The following is a 13,786-nucleotide window of genomic DNA, read 5'->3' as shown; positions in this document are numbered from 1 at the left end:
GGCTTTTCGCGTATTCGCATAAAAAAGTTGGGCCTTGCGTGCCCGGCATTTTGTAAATCAGCCCCGACCAATCGCAGTCGGGAATGGAGAAAATGATGAGCCTTGGACTCGTAGGTCGCAAGGTTGGCATGACCCGTATCTTCACGGCTGAAGGGGATTCGATTCCCGTCACCGTGCTGGACGTGTCGGACAACCGCGTGACGCAGATCAAGACTGTTGAAACCGACGGCTACACGGCCGTGCAGGTTGCATTCGGCTCCCGCCGCGCATCGCGCGTGACGAAGCCGCTGGCAGGTCATCTCGCCAAAGCCGGTGTAGAAGCCGGTGAAATCCTCAAGGAATTCCGCATTGACGCGGCCAAGGCAGCTGAGCTGTCGAATGGCGCCGTGGTCGGTGCTGATCTTTTCGAAGTAGGCCAGAAGGTCGACGTGCAAGGCGTGTCGATCGGTAAGGGCTACGCCGGTACGATCAAGCGTTACAACTTCTCCTCCGGCCGTGCCACGCACGGTAACTCGCGCTCGCACAATGTGCCGGGCTCGATCGGTATGGCGCAGGATCCGGGTCGTGTTTTCCCGGGTAAGCGCATGACGGGTCACCTCGGTGACGTTACGGTGACGGTGCAGAACCTCGAAATCGCTCGTATCGACGCAGAGCGCAAGCTGCTGCTCGTCAAGGGCGCGATTCCGGGCGCGAAGGGCGGCAAGGTTTTCGTGACGCCGGCCGTCAAGACCAAGGGGGCGAAATAATGGAACTCAAGCTCCTGAACGAAAATGGTCAGGAAGGTGCAGTGGTCAACGCGTCGGACGTCGTGTTCGGTCGTGACTACAACGAAGCGCTGATCCACCAGGTCGTCGTCGCGTACCAGGCGAATGCTCGCCAGGGTAACCGCGCACAGAAGGACCGTGAGCAAGTCAAGCACACCACCAAGAAGCCGTGGCGTCAGAAGGGTACGGGCCGCGCTCGTGCCGGTATGTCGTCGAGCCCGCTGTGGCGTGGCGGTGGTCGCATCTTCCCGAACTCGCCGGAAGAAAACTTCTCGCACAAGGTCAACAAGAAGATGCATCGCGCAGGTCTCTGCTCGATCTTCTCGCAGCTGGCCCGTGAAGGCCGTCTGTCGGTCGTCGAGGACATCATCCTCGAAGCGCCGAAGACCAAGCTGCTGGCTGACAAATTCAAGACCATGGGTCTCGACTCCGTGCTGATCATTACGGATACGGTCGACGAGAACCTGTACCTGGCTTCGCGCAACCTGCCGCACGTGGCGATTGTCGAGCCGCGCTACGCTGACCCGCTGTCGCTGATCTACTTCAAGAAAGTGCTGGTCACGAAGGCTGCGGTCGCCCAGATCGAGGAGTTGCTGTCATGAGCGAGATTCGCAAAAACGATCATCGTTTGATGCAGGTCCTGCTCGCACCGGTGATCTCGGAAAAGGCGACGCTGGTTGCCGACAAGAACGAGCAAGTCGTGTTCGAAGTCGCACCGGATGCCACGAAGCAGGAAGTGAAGGCGGCTGTCGAGCTGCTGTTCAAGGTTGAAGTTGATTCGGTCAACGTGCTGGTCCAGAAGGGCAAGCAAAAGCGTTTCGGCCGTTCGATGGGTCGCCGCAAGGACGTGAAGAAGGCGTACGTTTGCCTGAAGCCCGGCCAGGAAATCAACTTTGAAGCGGAGGCCAAGTAATCATGGCAATCGTGAAAGTTAAACCGACTTCGCCGGGTCGCCGCGCGATGGTCAAGGTGGTCAACAAGAATCTGCACCAGGGCAAGCCGTTCGCGGCACTGCTCGACTCGCAGAGCTCGACCGCCGGCCGTAACAACAACGGCCGTATCACCACGCGTCACAAGGGTGGTGGTCACAAGCAGCACTATCGTATCGTCGATTTCCGTCGCACGAAGGATGGCATCCCGGCAAAGGTCGAGCGTCTCGAGTACGACCCGAATCGTAGCGCGAACATCGCGCTGGTGCTCTACGCAGACGGCGAGCGTCGCTACATCATCGCCCCGAAGGGCCTGACCGTCGGCCAACAGCTGATGTCGGGTTCGGAAGCGCCGATCCGTGCAGGCAACACGCTGCCGATCCGCAACATTCCGGTCGGTACGACGATCCACTGCATCGAGATGCTGCCGGGCAAGGGCGCGCAAATGGCGCGTTCGGCTGGCACGTCGGCCATGCTGCTGGCACGCGAAGGCGTCTACGCGCAGGTTCGTCTGCGTTCGGGCGAAATCCGCCGCGTGCACATCGAGTGCCGTGCAACGATCGGTGAAGTCGGCAACGAAGAGCATAGCCTGCGCCAGATCGGCAAGGCTGGCGCGAACCGCTGGCGCGGTATCCGCCCGACGGTGCGTGGCGTTGCGATGAACCCGGTTGATCACCCGCACGGTGGTGGTGAGGGCAAGACGGCTGCAGGTCGCGACCCGGTGAGCCCGTGGGGTACGCCGGCTAAGGGTTATCGCACCCGCAGCAACAAGCGCACGACGACGATGATCGTTCAGCGCCGTCACAAGCGTTAAGGAGTAGGCAATGGCACGTTCTGTAAAAAAAGGTCCGTTCTGCGACGCCCATTTGCTGAAGAAAGTTGAGGCGGCTGCAGCTTCGCGCGACAAAAAGCCGATCAAGACCTGGTCGCGTCGCTCGACGATTCTGCCGGATTTCATCGGCCTGACGATCGCTGTTCACAACGGCCGTCAACACGTTCCGGTGTACATCTCGGAAAACATGGTCGGCCACAAGCTTGGCGAGTTCGCACTGACCCGTACGTTCAAGGGTCACGCGGCCGACAAGAAGGCCAAGAAATAAGGGGCAATCAAGATGGAAGTGAAAGCAATTCATCGCGGTGCCCGCATCTCGGCGCAAAAAACGCGCCTTGTGGCTGACCAGATCCGCGGTTTGCCGGTCGACAAGGCGCTGAACGTCCTGACGTTCTCGCCGAAGAAGGCGGCTGGCATCGTGAAGAAGGTTGTGCTGTCGGCAATCGCGAATGCGGAGCACAACGAAGGCGCTGATATCGACGAGCTCAAGATCAAGAGCATCTACGTCGACAAGGCTGCATCGCTCAAGCGTTTCACCGCGCGCGCCAAGGGCCGCGGTAACCGCATCGAGAAGCAATCCTGTCACATCACTGTGACGGTCGGGAATTAAGGAGCCATACGATGGGACAGAAAATTCATCCGACTGGCTTCCGCCTGGCTGTCAGCCGCAATTGGGCTTCGCGTTGGTACGCGAACAACAACAATTTCGCGGCGATGCTGCAGGAAGACATCGGTGTTCGTGAGTACCTGAAGAAGAAGCTGAAGAACGCTTCGGTCGGTCGGGTCGTCATCGAGCGTCCGGCAAAGAATGCGCGCATCACGATTTACAGCTCGCGTCCGGGCGTCGTCATCGGCAAGAAGGGCGAGGATATCGAACAGCTGAAGACGGAACTGCAACGCCGCATGGGCGTTCCGGTTCACGTCAACATCGAAGAGATCCGCAAGCCGGAAACCGATGCGCAACTGATCGCTGACTCGATCACGCAACAGCTCGAGCGCCGGATCATGTTCCGTCGCGCGATGAAGCGTGCGATGCAGAACGCGATGCGTCTGGGTGCCCAGGGCATCAAGATCATGAGCGCAGGCCGTCTGAACGGTATCGAAATCGCTCGTACGGAGTGGTATCGCGAAGGTCGCGTGCCCCTTCACACGCTGCGTGCCGATATCGACTACGCGACTTCGGAAGCGAAGACGACCTACGGCATCATCGGTGTCAAGGTGTGGGTATACAAGGGCGACACGCTCGGCCGCAACGATGCGCCGGTGGTCGAAGAAGTAGCCGAAGACAAGCGTCCGCGTCGCAATGCGCGTCCGGGCGACCGTCGTCCGCGCCGTGACGGCGAAGGCGGCGCTCCGGGTGCTCGCCGTGGCGCACCGCGCCGTGGCGCCGGCAAGCCCGAAGACGGCAAGACTGGAGAATAACGATGCTGCAACCGAAACGCAGAAAGTATCGTAAAGAGCAGAAGGGGCGTAACACCGGCAAGGCGACGCGCGGCAACGCAGTGTCGTTCGGTGATTTCGGCCTGAAGGCGATCGGTCGCGGTCGTTTGACCGCACGTCAAATTGAAGCTGCGCGTCGTGCAATGACGCGTCACATCAAGCGTGGCGGTCGTATCTGGATCCGGATCTTCCCGGACAAGCCGATTTCGCAGAAGCCGGCCGAAGTACGTATGGGTAACGGTAAGGGTAACCCGGAGTACTACGTCGCAGAGATCCAGCCGGGCAAGATGCTCTATGAAATGGACGGCGTAACCGAAGAACTGGCACGCGAAGCGTTCCGTCTGGCTGCAGCCAAGCTGCCGCTGAAGACGGCATTCATCGTGCGCCAGCTCGGCGCCTAAGGAGAAAACATGAAGGCTTCCGAACTTCTCCAGAAAGACCAGGCCGCGCTCAACAAGGAGCTGGCGGACCTGCTGAAGGCGCAATTCGGCCTGCGCATGCAACTCGCGACCCAGCAGCTCACGAACACGAGCCAGCTGAAGAAGGTTCGTCGCGACATCGCACGTGTGCGGACCGTCATGACTCAGAAGGCGAACCAGAAATGAACGATAGCGTGAAAACCTCGCTGAAGCGGACGCTGGTCGGTCGGGTCGTCAGCAACAAGATGGACAAGACCGTCACCGTGCTGATCGAGCACCGCGTCAAGCACCCGATCTACGGCAAGTATGTCGTGCGCTCCAAGAAGTACCACGCGCATGATGAAGCGAACACCTGCAACGAAGGCGATCTCGTCGAAATCCAGGAAACCCGTCCTGTTTCGAAGACGAAGGCCTGGACGGTGTCGCGCCTCGTCGAAGCGGCTCGCGTGATCTAAGCGGGTCCGTGCAGTAGGCAGTAACAGGCACTTCTCAACGAAGTGCTTGAAATCGCAAAGTTTTTGCTTGCGTGACCAGGATTATTTGTTATAATCCTGGTCTTCCCTCTTTATGGGAGCCCCGTCGCGGGCGAAGTTGGTGGGGGAAGCGGACTGGCGCCAGCCTGTCCGAAAGATTCACCGAATTGCGATGGCGGGTTTCGTTTGCCGTCGCTGCTGTTCCAACCCAAGCAGCCGATTGGCTGACGGGACCAAGACTGACCGAATGCATCATGGTGGTGCATCCGGATTAAGTTGGGAAAGACAAACCATGATCCAGACCGAATCTCGGCTCGAAGTAGCCGACAACACGGGTGCGCGTGAAGTCATGTGCATCAAGGTGCTCGGCGGCTCGAAGCGTCGTTATGCCGGCATTGGCGACATCATCAAGGTGACCGTCAAAGAAGCAACGCCGCGCGGGCGCGTGAAGAAAGGCGAAATCTACAACGCCGTGGTGGTCCGCACCGCCAAGGGTGTTCGCCGTCAAGACGGCTCGCTGATCAAGTTCGACGGCAACGCCGCTGTGCTTTTGAATAACAAGCTTGAGCCGATCGGCACCCGCATCTTCGGGCCGGTGACGCGTGAGCTGCGTAGCGAACGATTCATGAAGATCGTTTCGCTGGCGCCGGAAGTGCTGTAAGGAGTCGCGATGAACAAGATTCGCAAAGGTGACGAAGTTATCGTCGTCACTGGTAAGGACAAGGGCAAGCGCGGCGTCGTGCTGGCTGTCGGTGCTGAACATGTGACGGTTGAAGGTATCAACCTCGTCAAGAAGCATGTGAAGCCGAACCCGATGAAGGGTACGACGGGCGGTGTGGAAGCGAAGACGATGCCCCTGCATATTTCGAACGTCGCACTGGTCGACGCGAATGGCAAGGCGTCGCGTGTTGGCATCAAGGTCGAGGAAGGCAAGAAAGTTCGCTTCCTGAAGACGACCGGTGCCGTACTGAGCGCCTGACGCAGCGGAGTAAAAAATGGCTCGTTTTCAAGAGTTTTACAAAGAAAAGGTTGTGCCCGGCCTGATCGAGAAGTTCGGTTACAAGTCGGTCATGGAAGTGCCGCGCATCACCAAGATCACGTTGAACATGGGTCTTGGCGAAGCGATCGCTGACAAGAAGATCATCGAGAACGCCGTTGGCGACCTCACGAAGATCGCCGGTCAGAAGCCGGTCGTCACGAAGGCACGCAAGGCAATCGCAGGCTTCAAGATCCGCCAGGGCTACCCGATTGGCGCGATGGTGACGCTGCGTGGCCGTGCGATGTACGAATTCCTCGACCGTTTCGTGACCGTCGCCCTGCCCCGCGTGCGTGACTTCCGCGGCGTGTCGGGTCGTGCTTTCGACGGCCGTGGCAACTACAACATCGGTGTGAAAGAGCAGATCATTTTCCCCGAAATCGACTACGACAAGATCGACGCACTGCGTGGGCTGAACATCAGCATCACGACGACTGCGAAGACCGACGACGAAGCAAAGGCTCTGCTCGCCAGCTTCAAGTTCCCGTTCAGAAACTGAGGTTACCGTGGCTAAACTGGCACTGATCGAACGTGAAAAGAAGCGCGCCCGTCTGGTCGCGAAGTTCGCAGCAAAGCGCGAAGCGCTGAAGGCGATCGTCGAAGACCAAAGCAAGTCGGAAGAAGAGCGCTACGAAGCACGCCTGGAGCTGCAGCAACTGCCCCGCAACGCAAACCCGACCCGCCAGCGTAACCGCTGCGCGATCACGGGCCGTCCGCGTGGCACGTTCCGTAAATTCGGCCTCGCGCGTAACAAGATTCGTGAAATCGCATTCCGTGGCGAGATTCCTGGCCTGACCAAGGCGAGCTGGTAATAGGAGAAACGTAAATGAGCATGAGTGATCCTATCGCCGATATGCTGACTCGCATCCGCAACGCGCAGATGGTCGAGAAGGTATCGGTCGCGATGCCCTCGTCGAAGGTCAAGGTTGCAATCGCGCAAGTCTTGAAGGACGAAGGTTATATCGACGATTTCGCCGTCAAGGCGGAAGGTGCGAAGTCCGAACTGAATATCGCGCTGAAGTACTACGCAGGTCGCCCGGTCATCGAACGCCTCGAGCGCGTGTCGAAGCCTGGTCTGCGCGTGTACCGCGGCCGCAACGACATTCCCCAGGTCATGAACGGCCTGGGCGTGGCAATCGTGTCGACGCCGAAGGGCGTGATGACTGATCGCAAGGCGCGCGCTACCGGCGTCGGCGGCGAAGTCATCTGCTACGTCGCTTAAAGCCGAGGAGAGAGAAACATGTCTCGAGTAGGTAAAAGCCCGATCGCGCTGCAAGGCGCGGAAGTCAAGCTGGCCGACGGTGCAATCACCGTCAAGGGCCCGCTGGGCACCATCACGCAAGCGATCAATCCGCTCGTGAACGTGGCGAACAACGACGGCACGCTGAATCTGTCGCCGGTCGACGAAAGCCGCGAAGCAAATGCACTGTCGGGCACGATGCGCGCGATTATCGCGAATGCCGTGCAAGGCGTGACCAAGGGTTTCGAGCGCAAGCTGACGCTGGTTGGCGTCGGTTATCGTGCGCAGGCGCAAGGCGACAAGCTGAACCTGTCGCTGGGTTTCTCGCACCCGGTGGTGCACCAGATGCCGGAAGGCGTCAAGGCTGAAACCCCGACGCAAACCGAAATCGTGATCAAGGGGATCAACAAGCAACAAGTCGGTCAAGTAGCTGCGGAAGTTCGCGGTTACCGTCCGCCGGAGCCCTACAAGGGCAAGGGCGTGCGCTATTCCGACGAGGTTGTGATCCTCAAAGAAACGAAGAAGAAGTAAGGGTGCGCAATCATGGATAAGACTCAATCTCGCCTGCGCCGCGCTCGCCAGACGCGTATCAAGATCGCTGAGCTGCAGGTCGCGCGTCTCGCCGTGCATCGCACGAACACGCACATCTACGCTCAAGTGTTCTCGCCGTGCGGCACCAAGGTGCTCGCCAGCGCGTCGACGCTCGAGGCAGAAGTGCGCGCCGAACTGGCCGACAAGTCGGGCAAGGGTGGCAACGTTAATGCTGCGACGCTGATCGGCAAGCGTATTGCCGAGAAGGCAAAGGCCGCCGGCATCGAATCCGTCGCCTTCGACCGCTCGGGCTTCCGCTACCATGGCCGCGTCAAGGCGCTGGCTGAGGCAGCTCGCGAAGCTGGGCTCAAGTTCTAAGGAAGGAATTCGTCATGGCAAAGATGCAAGCGAAAGTTCAGGCTGACGAGCGCGACGACGGCCTTCGCGAAAAGATGATTTCGGTCAACCGCGTGACCAAGGTCGTGAAGGGTGGCCGTATTCTCGGCTTCGCCGCACTGACCGTGGTTGGCGACGGCGATGGCCGCATCGGTATGGGCAAGGGCAAGGCGAAGGAAGTGCCGGTCGCTGTCCAGAAGGCAATGGAACAAGCTCGCCGCAACATGTTCAAGGTGCCGCTCAAGAACGGCACGCTGCAGCACGAAGTGCACGGCAAGCATGGCGCATCCGCTGTCCTCCTCGCTCCGGCGAAGGCAGGTACGGGTGTGATCGCCGGCGGCCCGATGCGCGCAGTGTTCGACGTGATGGGCGTTCAGAACGTCGTGGCGAAGAGCCACGGTTCGACGAACCCGTACAACCTCGTTCGCGCCACGCTGGACGGTCTGCGCAAGCAGTCGACCCCGGCAGACATCGCGGCGAAGCGCGGCAAGTCCGTCGAAGATATTTTGGGCTAAGCCCGGGTGGTCACCATGTCTGAAAAAACTGTCAAGGTTCAGCTCGTTAAGAGCCTGATCGGGACCCGCGAATCGCACCGCGCGACCGTGCGTGGCCTGGGCCTGCGCCGACTCAACTCGGTTAGCGAGCTGCAGGACACGCCGGCGGTCCGCGGCATGATCAACAAGGTCTCGTACCTCGTTAAGGTCATCGCGTAAGCGGCCCTACGGATCAAGGAGTTGATATGGAATTGAATAACCTGAAGCCGGCCGCTGGCGCCAAGCACGCCAAGCGTCGCGTCGGTCGAGGCATCGGTTCGGGCCTCGGCAAGACGGCTGGCCGTGGTCACAAGGGTCAGAAATCGCGTTCGGGCGGCTTCCACAAAGTCGGTTTCGAAGGCGGTCAGATGCCGCTGCAACGTCGTCTGCCGAAGCGCGGTTTCACGTCGCTGACGAAGGAATTCGTCGGTGAAGTGCGCCTGGGCGACCTCGAGAAGCTGCCGGTCGATGAAATCGATCTGCTCGCACTGAAGCAAGCCGGCCTGGTCGGCGAGCTGACGAAGAGCGCAAAGATCATCGCGACGGGCGAACTGAAGCGCAAGATCGTCGTGAAGGGTCTCGGTGCCACCAAGGGTGCGCGCGCTGCGATCGAAGCGGCTGGCGGTTCGTTCGCCGAGTGACACGCGTAGCGCGTCGTTACTTGCATTCATCGGAGAAGGTACTTGGCTAACAGCCCGAGTCTTGCAAAACCCGGTCGAAGCACGGCGAAATTCGGCGATCTGCGTCGGCGAGCGATGTTCCTGCTCCTGGCGCTGATCGTCTATCGCATCGGCGCGCACATCCCCGTGCCGGGCATCGATCCGGATCAACTGGCGAAGCTGTTCCAGAGCCAGGCGGGCGGCATCCTGGGCATGTTCAACATGTTTTCGGGTGGTGCGCTTTCCCGCTTCACGATCTTTGCGCTGGGGATCATGCCGTACATCTCGGCGTCGATCATCATGCAGTTGCTGGCGATCGTCTCGCCGCAACTCGAGGCGCTGAAGAAGGAAGGGCAGGCAGGGCAACGGAAGATCACGCAGTACACACGGTATTTCACCGTGGTGCTCGCGACCTTCCAGGCGTTCGGTATCGCGGCTGCGCTGGAAAACCAGCCCGGCCTCGTGATCGACCCCGGCATGCTGTTCCGACTGACGACGGTTGTGACGTTGGTTACCGGCACGATGTTCCTGATGTGGCTGGGTGAGCAGATCACCGAGCGTGGTCTGGGCAACGGCATCTCGATCATCATCTTCGGCGGGATCGCAGCAGGGTTCCCGAATGCCGTCGGTGGGCTGTTCGAGCTGGTGCGTACGGGTTCGATGAGCATCATTTCGGCGATCATCATCGTCGTTCTGATTGCCGCGGTGACTTACCTGGTCGTGTTCATCGAACGCGGTCAGCGCAAGATCCTCGTGAACTACGCGAAGCGCCAGGTCGGCAACAAGATCTACGGTGGGCAGTCGTCGCACTTGCCGCTGAAGCTGAACATGTCGGGCGTGATTCCGCCGATCTTCGCATCGTCGATCATCCTGTTTCCGGCCACGATTCTCGGCTGGTTCAGCACGGGTCAGCCGACGGGGAGCTGGATCTCCAACACGTTGCATAACGTCGCGGAGGCGCTGAAGCCGGGTCAGCCGGTCTATGTGCTGCTGTACACGCTGGCAATCGTGTTTTTCTGCTTCTTCTACACCGCACTGGTGTTCAACAGCAGGGAAACCGCGGACAACCTGAAGAAGAGCGGCGCGTTTGTTCCGGGTATTCGACCGGGCGATCAGACCGCACGATATATCGACCGCATCCTCACGCGTCTGACGCTGGCTGGTGCGATCTACATCGTCTTCGTGTGTCTGCTGCCGGAATTCCTGGTGCTGCGCTGGAACGTGCCGTTTTATTTTGGTGGAACGTCGCTGCTGATCATTGTCGTCGTCACGATGGACTTCATGGCGCAGGTGCAGTCGTACGTTATGTCGCAACAGTATGAGTCGCTGCTCAAGAAGGCAAACTTCAAGGGCGGCAACATCCCAATGCGTTAATTCAGGACTATGGCCAAAGACGATGTAATCCAGATGCAGGGTGAGGTGATCGAAAACCTTCCGAATGCTACCTTCCGCGTGAAGCTGGAAAACGGCCATGTCGTGTTGGGGCATATCTCCGGGAAGATGCGGATGCACTACATCCGCATCCTGCCGGGCGACAAGGTCACGGTTGAATTGACGCCTTACGATCTGTCTCGTGCGCGGATCGTGTTCCGGGCGAAGTGATTTGAAAAAAGGGTATTATCATGAAAGTGATGGCATCGGTTAAGCGCATTTGCCGCAATTGCAAGATCATCAAGCGCAAAGGCGTCGTTCGCGTGATCTGCAGCTCGGATCCGCGCCACAAGCAGCGCCAAGGCTGACCGCGCGTTTGTTTGCGCTTTTTGTTTGAGGAAAAACAATGGCTCGTATCGCAGGGGTTAACATCCCGAATCACCAGCATACCGAGATCGGCCTGACGGCAATCTTCGGTATCGGCCGCACGCGCTCGCGCAGCATCTGCTCGGCAGCTGGCGTGGAATTCTCGAAGAAGGTCAAGGACCTGACCGACGCAGACCTCGAAAAGCTGCGTGAGGAAGTAGGCAAGTTCATCGTCGAAGGCGATCTGCGCCGTGAAGTGACGATGAACATCAAGCGCCTGATGGACCTCGGTTGCTACCGTGGTGTTCGTCATCGCAAGGGCCTGCCGATGCGCGGTCAGCGTACGCGTACGAACGCACGTACCCGTAAGGGCCCGCGTCGTGCAGCGCAAGCGCTGAAGAAGTAAGCGGAACTGACAGTTACAGGAAAACGTAATGGCTAAGGCTTCGAATACCGCGGCGCAACGCGTTCGCAAGAAGGTTAAGAAGAACGTCGCTGAAGGCGTGGTTCACGTTCACGCGTCGTTCAACAACACGATCATCACGATCACCGATCGCCAGGGCAATGCACTGGCGTGGGCGACGTCGGGCGGCCAGGGCTTCAAGGGCTCGCGGAAGTCGACGCCGTTCGCTGCTCAGGTTGCTGCTGAGTCGGCCGGTCGCGTGGCGATGGAATACGGCGTGAAGAATCTGGAAGTGCGGATCAAGGGCCCTGGCCCGGGTCGTGAGTCGGCAGTGCGTGCACTGCATGGCCTCGGCATCAAGATCACCGCGATTTCGGACGTCACCCCGATTCCGCACAACGGCTGCCGTCCGCCGAAGCGCCGTCGTATCTAAGAATGCTGCTGGCACGTTTGTGCTGGCACATTTGCCTGTCGCCGCGTAGCGTCGACGGGCGTTGCTTTTTTGATTGACTAAGCCCACCGTTCGCCCCAAAGGGCGCGAACTAGCGCGGATTTCGATCCGCGTGACTGATTGATAAAGGAATGCAAAGTGGCACGTTATATCGGCCCCAAGGCCAAGCTGTCCCGCCGTGAAGGCACCGACCTGTTCCTGAAGAGCGCGCGCCGCTCGCTCGCCGACAAGTGCAAGCTCGACAGCAAGCCGGGTCAGCACGGCCGTACCTCGGGCGCACGTACGTCCGACTATGGTACGCAGCTGCGCGAAAAGCAGAAGGTCAAGCGTATTTACGGCGTTCTGGAGCGTCAGTTCCGCCGCTACTTCGCTGAAGCCGACCGCCGCAAGGGCAACACGGGTGAAAACCTGCTGCAACTGCTCGAGTCGCGTCTCGACAACGTCGTGTATCGCATGGGCTTCGGCTCGACCCGCGCTGAAGCGCGTCAGCTGGTGAGCCACAAGTCGATCACCGTGAACGGCGTCGTCGCGAACGTGCCGTCGCAGCAAGTGAAGGCTGGTGACATCGTCGCGATCCGCGAAAAGGCGAAGAAGCAGGCGCGTATCGTCGAAGCGCTGTCGCTGGCCGAGCAAGGCGGCATGCCGAGCTGGGTTGCAGTCGATGCGAAGAAGTTCGAAGGCACGTTCAAGCAAATGCCGGAACGCGCTGACATCGCAGGCGACATCAACGAAAGCCTGATCGTCGAATTGTATTCGCGTTAATCCGATTGACGGCCGAGGTACCCCGATTGCGTCTCGCAAGGGGGGGCCTCGGCTGTTTATTTTCTGGTTGTTACCGGTCAGCCTTATCGGTGTAACGAGCCGAGGGTATTGAAAAGGAAAGCCCATGCAAACCAGTTTGCTGAAACCCAAGATCATCGCCGTGGAATCGCTTGGCGAGAACCACGCGAGGGTGGTCATGGAACCGTTCGAACGCGGTTACGGCCACACCTTGGGCAATGCGCTTCGCCGCGTGCTGCTGTCGTCGATGGTTGGCTACGCGCCGACCGAAGTCACGATCGCTGGCGTGGTGCACGAGTACTCGACGCTTGATGGCGTGCAAGAGGACGTCGTCAACCTGCTGCTGAACCTGAAGGGTGTGGTGTTCAAGCTGCACAACCGTGACGAAGTGACGGTTACCCTGCGCAAGGAAGGCGAAGGCGTCGTCACGGCCGGCGATATCGAGCTGGCGCACGATTGCGAAGTCATCAACCCGAATCACGTGATCGCACACCTGTCGAAGGGCGGCAAGCTCGACGTTCAGATCAAGATCGAAAAGGGTCGCGGCTACGTGCCCGGCAACGTCCGTCGCTACGGCGAAGACACGGCCAAGATCATCGGCCGCATCGTCCTCGACGCATCGTTCTCGCCGGTTCGCCGCGTGAGCTATGCCGTTGAAAGCGCACGTGTCGAGCAGCGTACCGACCTCGACAAGCTCGTGATGAACATCGAGACGAGCGGCGTGATCACCCCGGAAGAGGCGATCCGTCAATCGGCCCGCATCCTGGTCGACCAGCTGTCCGTGTTCGCGGCACTGGAAGGCACGGAAACGGCTGCCGAAGCACCGTCGCGCGCGCCGCAGATCGATCCGATCCTGCTGCGTCCGGTGGATGATCTCGAGTTGACGGTTCGTTCGGCGAACTGCCTGAAGGCCGAGAACATCTACTACATCGGCGACCTGATCCAGCGCACGGAAAACGAGCTGCTGAAGACGCCGAACCTCGGTCGCAAGTCGCTCAACGAGATCAAGGAAGTGCTCGCTTCGCGCGGTCTCACGCTGGGCATGAAGCTCGAAAACTGGCCGCCGGCTGGTCTCGACAAGTAAGCCCGGTTGTTGCTGTAGTTGGCAAAGATGCGGATTTTCCTTTAAAATCCGCATCTTGCTTTTTTCGTTACCGGCCCGT

At 59.5% G+C, this 13,786-nt stretch carries 27 protein-coding genes; all 27 read left to right on the top strand.

The window, feature by feature from the left end; genetic code table 11:
• The first annotated feature begins 95 nt into the window (after window positions 1–95).
• The 27 genes from rplC to ACVK00_RS28760 all read left to right on the top strand — a co-directional run bounded on the left by rplC (window position 96) and on the right by ACVK00_RS28760 (window position 13,707).
• Complete coding sequence (gene rplC, locus ACVK00_RS28890) at window positions 96–746, top strand: 50S ribosomal protein L3 (protein WP_006752926.1); 651 nt, start codon at window positions 96–98, stop codon at window positions 744–746.
• Window positions 746–1,366 (top strand): 50S ribosomal protein L4, encoded by a 621-nt coding sequence (gene rplD, locus ACVK00_RS28885; protein WP_006477192.1) that lies wholly within the window; start codon window positions 746–748, stop codon window positions 1,364–1,366. Before rplC ends, rplD begins: the two co-directional genes overlap by 1 nt.
• Window positions 1,363–1,677 carry a 50S ribosomal protein L23 gene (gene rplW, locus ACVK00_RS28880; RefSeq protein ID WP_004199275.1) on the top strand — a complete coding sequence of 105 codons (315 nt, stop codon included), beginning with the start codon at window positions 1,363–1,365 and terminating at the stop codon, window positions 1,675–1,677. The genes rplD and rplW overlap by 4 nt, the downstream gene beginning before the upstream one ends.
• Before the next feature lie 2 nt (window positions 1,678–1,679).
• Window positions 1,680–2,507 (top strand): 50S ribosomal protein L2, encoded by an 828-nt coding sequence (rplB, locus tag ACVK00_RS28875; protein ID WP_006482900.1) that lies wholly within the window; start codon window positions 1,680–1,682, stop codon window positions 2,505–2,507.
• 10 nt (window positions 2,508–2,517) lie between these two features.
• Window positions 2,518–2,793, top strand: coding sequence for a 30S ribosomal protein S19 (gene rpsS, locus ACVK00_RS28870; RefSeq protein ID WP_004199273.1), 276 nt, complete (start codon window positions 2,518–2,520; stop codon window positions 2,791–2,793).
• Between the two features lie 12 nt (window positions 2,794–2,805).
• Window positions 2,806–3,135 (top strand): 50S ribosomal protein L22, encoded by a 330-nt coding sequence (gene rplV, locus ACVK00_RS28865; protein WP_004199272.1) that lies wholly within the window; start codon window positions 2,806–2,808, stop codon window positions 3,133–3,135.
• Window positions 3,136–3,146: 11 nt separating this feature from the next.
• Window positions 3,147–3,947: a 30S ribosomal protein S3 gene (gene rpsC, locus ACVK00_RS28860; RefSeq protein WP_006482899.1), complete on the top strand. Its 801-nt coding sequence runs from the start codon at window positions 3,147–3,149 to the stop codon at window positions 3,945–3,947.
• 2 nt (window positions 3,948–3,949) lie between these two features.
• Entirely contained in the window at window positions 3,950–4,366 is a 417-nt protein-coding gene (rplP, locus tag ACVK00_RS28855; RefSeq protein ID WP_006752927.1) for a 50S ribosomal protein L16, read from the top strand.
• Between the two features lie 9 nt (window positions 4,367–4,375).
• Window positions 4,376–4,570: a 50S ribosomal protein L29 gene (gene rpmC, locus ACVK00_RS28850; RefSeq protein ID WP_006400652.1), complete on the top strand. Its 195-nt coding sequence runs from the start codon at window positions 4,376–4,378 to the stop codon at window positions 4,568–4,570.
• Window positions 4,567–4,839, top strand: coding sequence for a 30S ribosomal protein S17 (rpsQ, locus tag ACVK00_RS28845; RefSeq protein WP_006752928.1), 273 nt, complete (start codon window positions 4,567–4,569; stop codon window positions 4,837–4,839). The genes rpmC and rpsQ overlap by 4 nt, the downstream gene beginning before the upstream one ends.
• A gap of 310 nt (window positions 4,840–5,149) precedes the next feature.
• Complete coding sequence (rplN, locus tag ACVK00_RS28840; protein ID WP_006752929.1) at window positions 5,150–5,518, top strand: 50S ribosomal protein L14; 369 nt, start codon at window positions 5,150–5,152, stop codon at window positions 5,516–5,518.
• Window positions 5,519–5,527: 9 nt separating this feature from the next.
• Window positions 5,528–5,836 carry a 50S ribosomal protein L24 gene (gene rplX, locus ACVK00_RS28835; RefSeq protein WP_006477187.1) on the top strand — a complete coding sequence of 103 codons (309 nt, stop codon included), beginning with the start codon at window positions 5,528–5,530 and terminating at the stop codon, window positions 5,834–5,836.
• Window positions 5,837–5,852: 16 nt separating this feature from the next.
• On the top strand, window positions 5,853–6,392 hold the full coding sequence (gene rplE, locus ACVK00_RS28830; RefSeq protein ID WP_006482882.1) for a 50S ribosomal protein L5: 540 nt from the start codon (window positions 5,853–5,855) through the stop codon (window positions 6,390–6,392).
• A gap of 7 nt (window positions 6,393–6,399) precedes the next feature.
• Window positions 6,400–6,705, top strand: coding sequence for a 30S ribosomal protein S14 (rpsN, locus tag ACVK00_RS28825; RefSeq protein ID WP_006482884.1), 306 nt, complete (start codon window positions 6,400–6,402; stop codon window positions 6,703–6,705).
• Between the two features lie 14 nt (window positions 6,706–6,719).
• Complete coding sequence (rpsH, locus tag ACVK00_RS28820) at window positions 6,720–7,115, top strand: 30S ribosomal protein S8 (protein ID WP_006477185.1); 396 nt, start codon at window positions 6,720–6,722, stop codon at window positions 7,113–7,115.
• Between the two features lie 18 nt (window positions 7,116–7,133).
• The gene (rplF, locus tag ACVK00_RS28815) at window positions 7,134–7,664 is read left to right on the top strand and encodes a 50S ribosomal protein L6 (RefSeq protein ID WP_006752930.1); all 531 of its coding nucleotides are present in this window, start codon (window positions 7,134–7,136) and stop codon (window positions 7,662–7,664) included.
• Between the two features lie 12 nt (window positions 7,665–7,676).
• Complete coding sequence (rplR, locus tag ACVK00_RS28810) at window positions 7,677–8,042, top strand: 50S ribosomal protein L18 (protein ID WP_006477183.1); 366 nt, start codon at window positions 7,677–7,679, stop codon at window positions 8,040–8,042.
• A gap of 14 nt (window positions 8,043–8,056) precedes the next feature.
• Entirely contained in the window at window positions 8,057–8,575 is a 519-nt protein-coding gene (gene rpsE, locus ACVK00_RS28805; RefSeq protein WP_006752931.1) for a 30S ribosomal protein S5, read from the top strand.
• A 15-nt stretch (window positions 8,576–8,590) separates the two neighbouring features.
• A complete protein-coding gene (gene rpmD / locus ACVK00_RS28800) occupies window positions 8,591–8,773 on the top strand; it encodes a 50S ribosomal protein L30 (protein ID WP_006400644.1) in 183 nt (60 codons plus the stop codon).
• A gap of 26 nt (window positions 8,774–8,799) precedes the next feature.
• Window positions 8,800–9,234, top strand: a complete 435-nt coding sequence (gene rplO / locus ACVK00_RS28795; RefSeq protein WP_006482880.1) for a 50S ribosomal protein L15 — start codon at window positions 8,800–8,802, stop codon at window positions 9,232–9,234.
• Between the two features lie 42 nt (window positions 9,235–9,276).
• Complete coding sequence (secY, locus tag ACVK00_RS28790; protein ID WP_011655761.1) at window positions 9,277–10,626, top strand: preprotein translocase subunit SecY; 1,350 nt, start codon at window positions 9,277–9,279, stop codon at window positions 10,624–10,626.
• Between the two features lie 9 nt (window positions 10,627–10,635).
• Entirely contained in the window at window positions 10,636–10,854 is a 219-nt protein-coding gene (gene infA / locus ACVK00_RS28785) for a translation initiation factor IF-1 (RefSeq protein WP_004521905.1), read from the top strand.
• Between the two features lie 20 nt (window positions 10,855–10,874).
• Window positions 10,875–10,991, top strand: coding sequence for a 50S ribosomal protein L36 (gene rpmJ / locus ACVK00_RS28780; RefSeq protein ID WP_004199844.1), 117 nt, complete (start codon window positions 10,875–10,877; stop codon window positions 10,989–10,991).
• Window positions 10,992–11,029: 38 nt separating this feature from the next.
• The gene (gene rpsM, locus ACVK00_RS28775) at window positions 11,030–11,395 is read left to right on the top strand and encodes a 30S ribosomal protein S13 (protein ID WP_006752933.1); all 366 of its coding nucleotides are present in this window, start codon (window positions 11,030–11,032) and stop codon (window positions 11,393–11,395) included.
• Window positions 11,396–11,423: 28 nt separating this feature from the next.
• Complete coding sequence (gene rpsK, locus ACVK00_RS28770) at window positions 11,424–11,825, top strand: 30S ribosomal protein S11 (RefSeq protein ID WP_004197937.1); 402 nt, start codon at window positions 11,424–11,426, stop codon at window positions 11,823–11,825.
• A 156-nt stretch (window positions 11,826–11,981) separates the two neighbouring features.
• Window positions 11,982–12,605, top strand: a complete 624-nt coding sequence (gene rpsD, locus ACVK00_RS28765) for a 30S ribosomal protein S4 (protein WP_006752934.1) — start codon at window positions 11,982–11,984, stop codon at window positions 12,603–12,605.
• Window positions 12,606–12,729: 124 nt separating this feature from the next.
• Window positions 12,730–13,707, top strand: a complete 978-nt coding sequence (locus ACVK00_RS28760) for a DNA-directed RNA polymerase subunit alpha (protein WP_006477176.1) — start codon at window positions 12,730–12,732, stop codon at window positions 13,705–13,707.
• Window positions 13,708–13,786 lie beyond the last annotated feature (79 nt).

The organism is Burkholderia sp. PvR073 (genome assembly GCF_054055695.1).
This window is presented reverse-complemented; position numbering and strand designations above follow the sequence as displayed.

What these genes read in the sequence shown, in the direction of transcription:
- rplN (WP_006752929.1), top strand. Translation starts at nt 5,150, where the DNA reads ATGATCCAGACCGAATCTCGGCTCGAAGTAGCCGACAACACGGGTGCG.
- rpsH (WP_006477185.1), top strand. Translation starts at nt 6,720, where the DNA reads ATGAGCATGAGTGATCCTATCGCCGATATGCTGACTCGCATCCGCAAC.
- rplE (WP_006482882.1), top strand. Translation starts at nt 5,853, where the DNA reads ATGGCTCGTTTTCAAGAGTTTTACAAAGAAAAGGTTGTGCCCGGCCTG.
- ACVK00_RS28760 (WP_006477176.1), top strand. Translation starts at nt 12,730, where the DNA reads ATGCAAACCAGTTTGCTGAAACCCAAGATCATCGCCGTGGAATCGCTT.
- rplO (WP_006482880.1), top strand. Translation starts at nt 8,800, where the DNA reads ATGGAATTGAATAACCTGAAGCCGGCCGCTGGCGCCAAGCACGCCAAG.
- rplC (WP_006752926.1), top strand. Translation starts at nt 96, where the DNA reads ATGAGCCTTGGACTCGTAGGTCGCAAGGTTGGCATGACCCGTATCTTC.
- rpsQ (WP_006752928.1), top strand. Translation starts at nt 4,567, where the DNA reads ATGAACGATAGCGTGAAAACCTCGCTGAAGCGGACGCTGGTCGGTCGG.
- rpsE (WP_006752931.1), top strand. Translation starts at nt 8,057, where the DNA reads ATGGCAAAGATGCAAGCGAAAGTTCAGGCTGACGAGCGCGACGACGGC.
- rpsS (WP_004199273.1), top strand. Translation starts at nt 2,518, where the DNA reads ATGGCACGTTCTGTAAAAAAAGGTCCGTTCTGCGACGCCCATTTGCTG.
- rplV (WP_004199272.1), top strand. Translation starts at nt 2,806, where the DNA reads ATGGAAGTGAAAGCAATTCATCGCGGTGCCCGCATCTCGGCGCAAAAA.
- rplX (WP_006477187.1), top strand. Translation starts at nt 5,528, where the DNA reads ATGAACAAGATTCGCAAAGGTGACGAAGTTATCGTCGTCACTGGTAAG.
- rpmC (WP_006400652.1), top strand. Translation starts at nt 4,376, where the DNA reads ATGAAGGCTTCCGAACTTCTCCAGAAAGACCAGGCCGCGCTCAACAAG.
- rpmD (WP_006400644.1), top strand. Translation starts at nt 8,591, where the DNA reads ATGTCTGAAAAAACTGTCAAGGTTCAGCTCGTTAAGAGCCTGATCGGG.
- rplR (WP_006477183.1), top strand. Translation starts at nt 7,677, where the DNA reads ATGGATAAGACTCAATCTCGCCTGCGCCGCGCTCGCCAGACGCGTATC.
- rpsM (WP_006752933.1), top strand. Translation starts at nt 11,030, where the DNA reads ATGGCTCGTATCGCAGGGGTTAACATCCCGAATCACCAGCATACCGAG.
- infA (WP_004521905.1), top strand. Translation starts at nt 10,636, where the DNA reads ATGGCCAAAGACGATGTAATCCAGATGCAGGGTGAGGTGATCGAAAAC.
- rplF (WP_006752930.1), top strand. Translation starts at nt 7,134, where the DNA reads ATGTCTCGAGTAGGTAAAAGCCCGATCGCGCTGCAAGGCGCGGAAGTC.
- rplB (WP_006482900.1), top strand. Translation starts at nt 1,680, where the DNA reads ATGGCAATCGTGAAAGTTAAACCGACTTCGCCGGGTCGCCGCGCGATG.
- rpmJ (WP_004199844.1), top strand. Translation starts at nt 10,875, where the DNA reads ATGAAAGTGATGGCATCGGTTAAGCGCATTTGCCGCAATTGCAAGATC.
- rpsK (WP_004197937.1), top strand. Translation starts at nt 11,424, where the DNA reads ATGGCTAAGGCTTCGAATACCGCGGCGCAACGCGTTCGCAAGAAGGTT.
- rpsC (WP_006482899.1), top strand. Translation starts at nt 3,147, where the DNA reads ATGGGACAGAAAATTCATCCGACTGGCTTCCGCCTGGCTGTCAGCCGC.
- rplD (WP_006477192.1), top strand. Translation starts at nt 746, where the DNA reads ATGGAACTCAAGCTCCTGAACGAAAATGGTCAGGAAGGTGCAGTGGTC.
- rplP (WP_006752927.1), top strand. Translation starts at nt 3,950, where the DNA reads ATGCTGCAACCGAAACGCAGAAAGTATCGTAAAGAGCAGAAGGGGCGT.
- rplW (WP_004199275.1), top strand. Translation starts at nt 1,363, where the DNA reads ATGAGCGAGATTCGCAAAAACGATCATCGTTTGATGCAGGTCCTGCTC.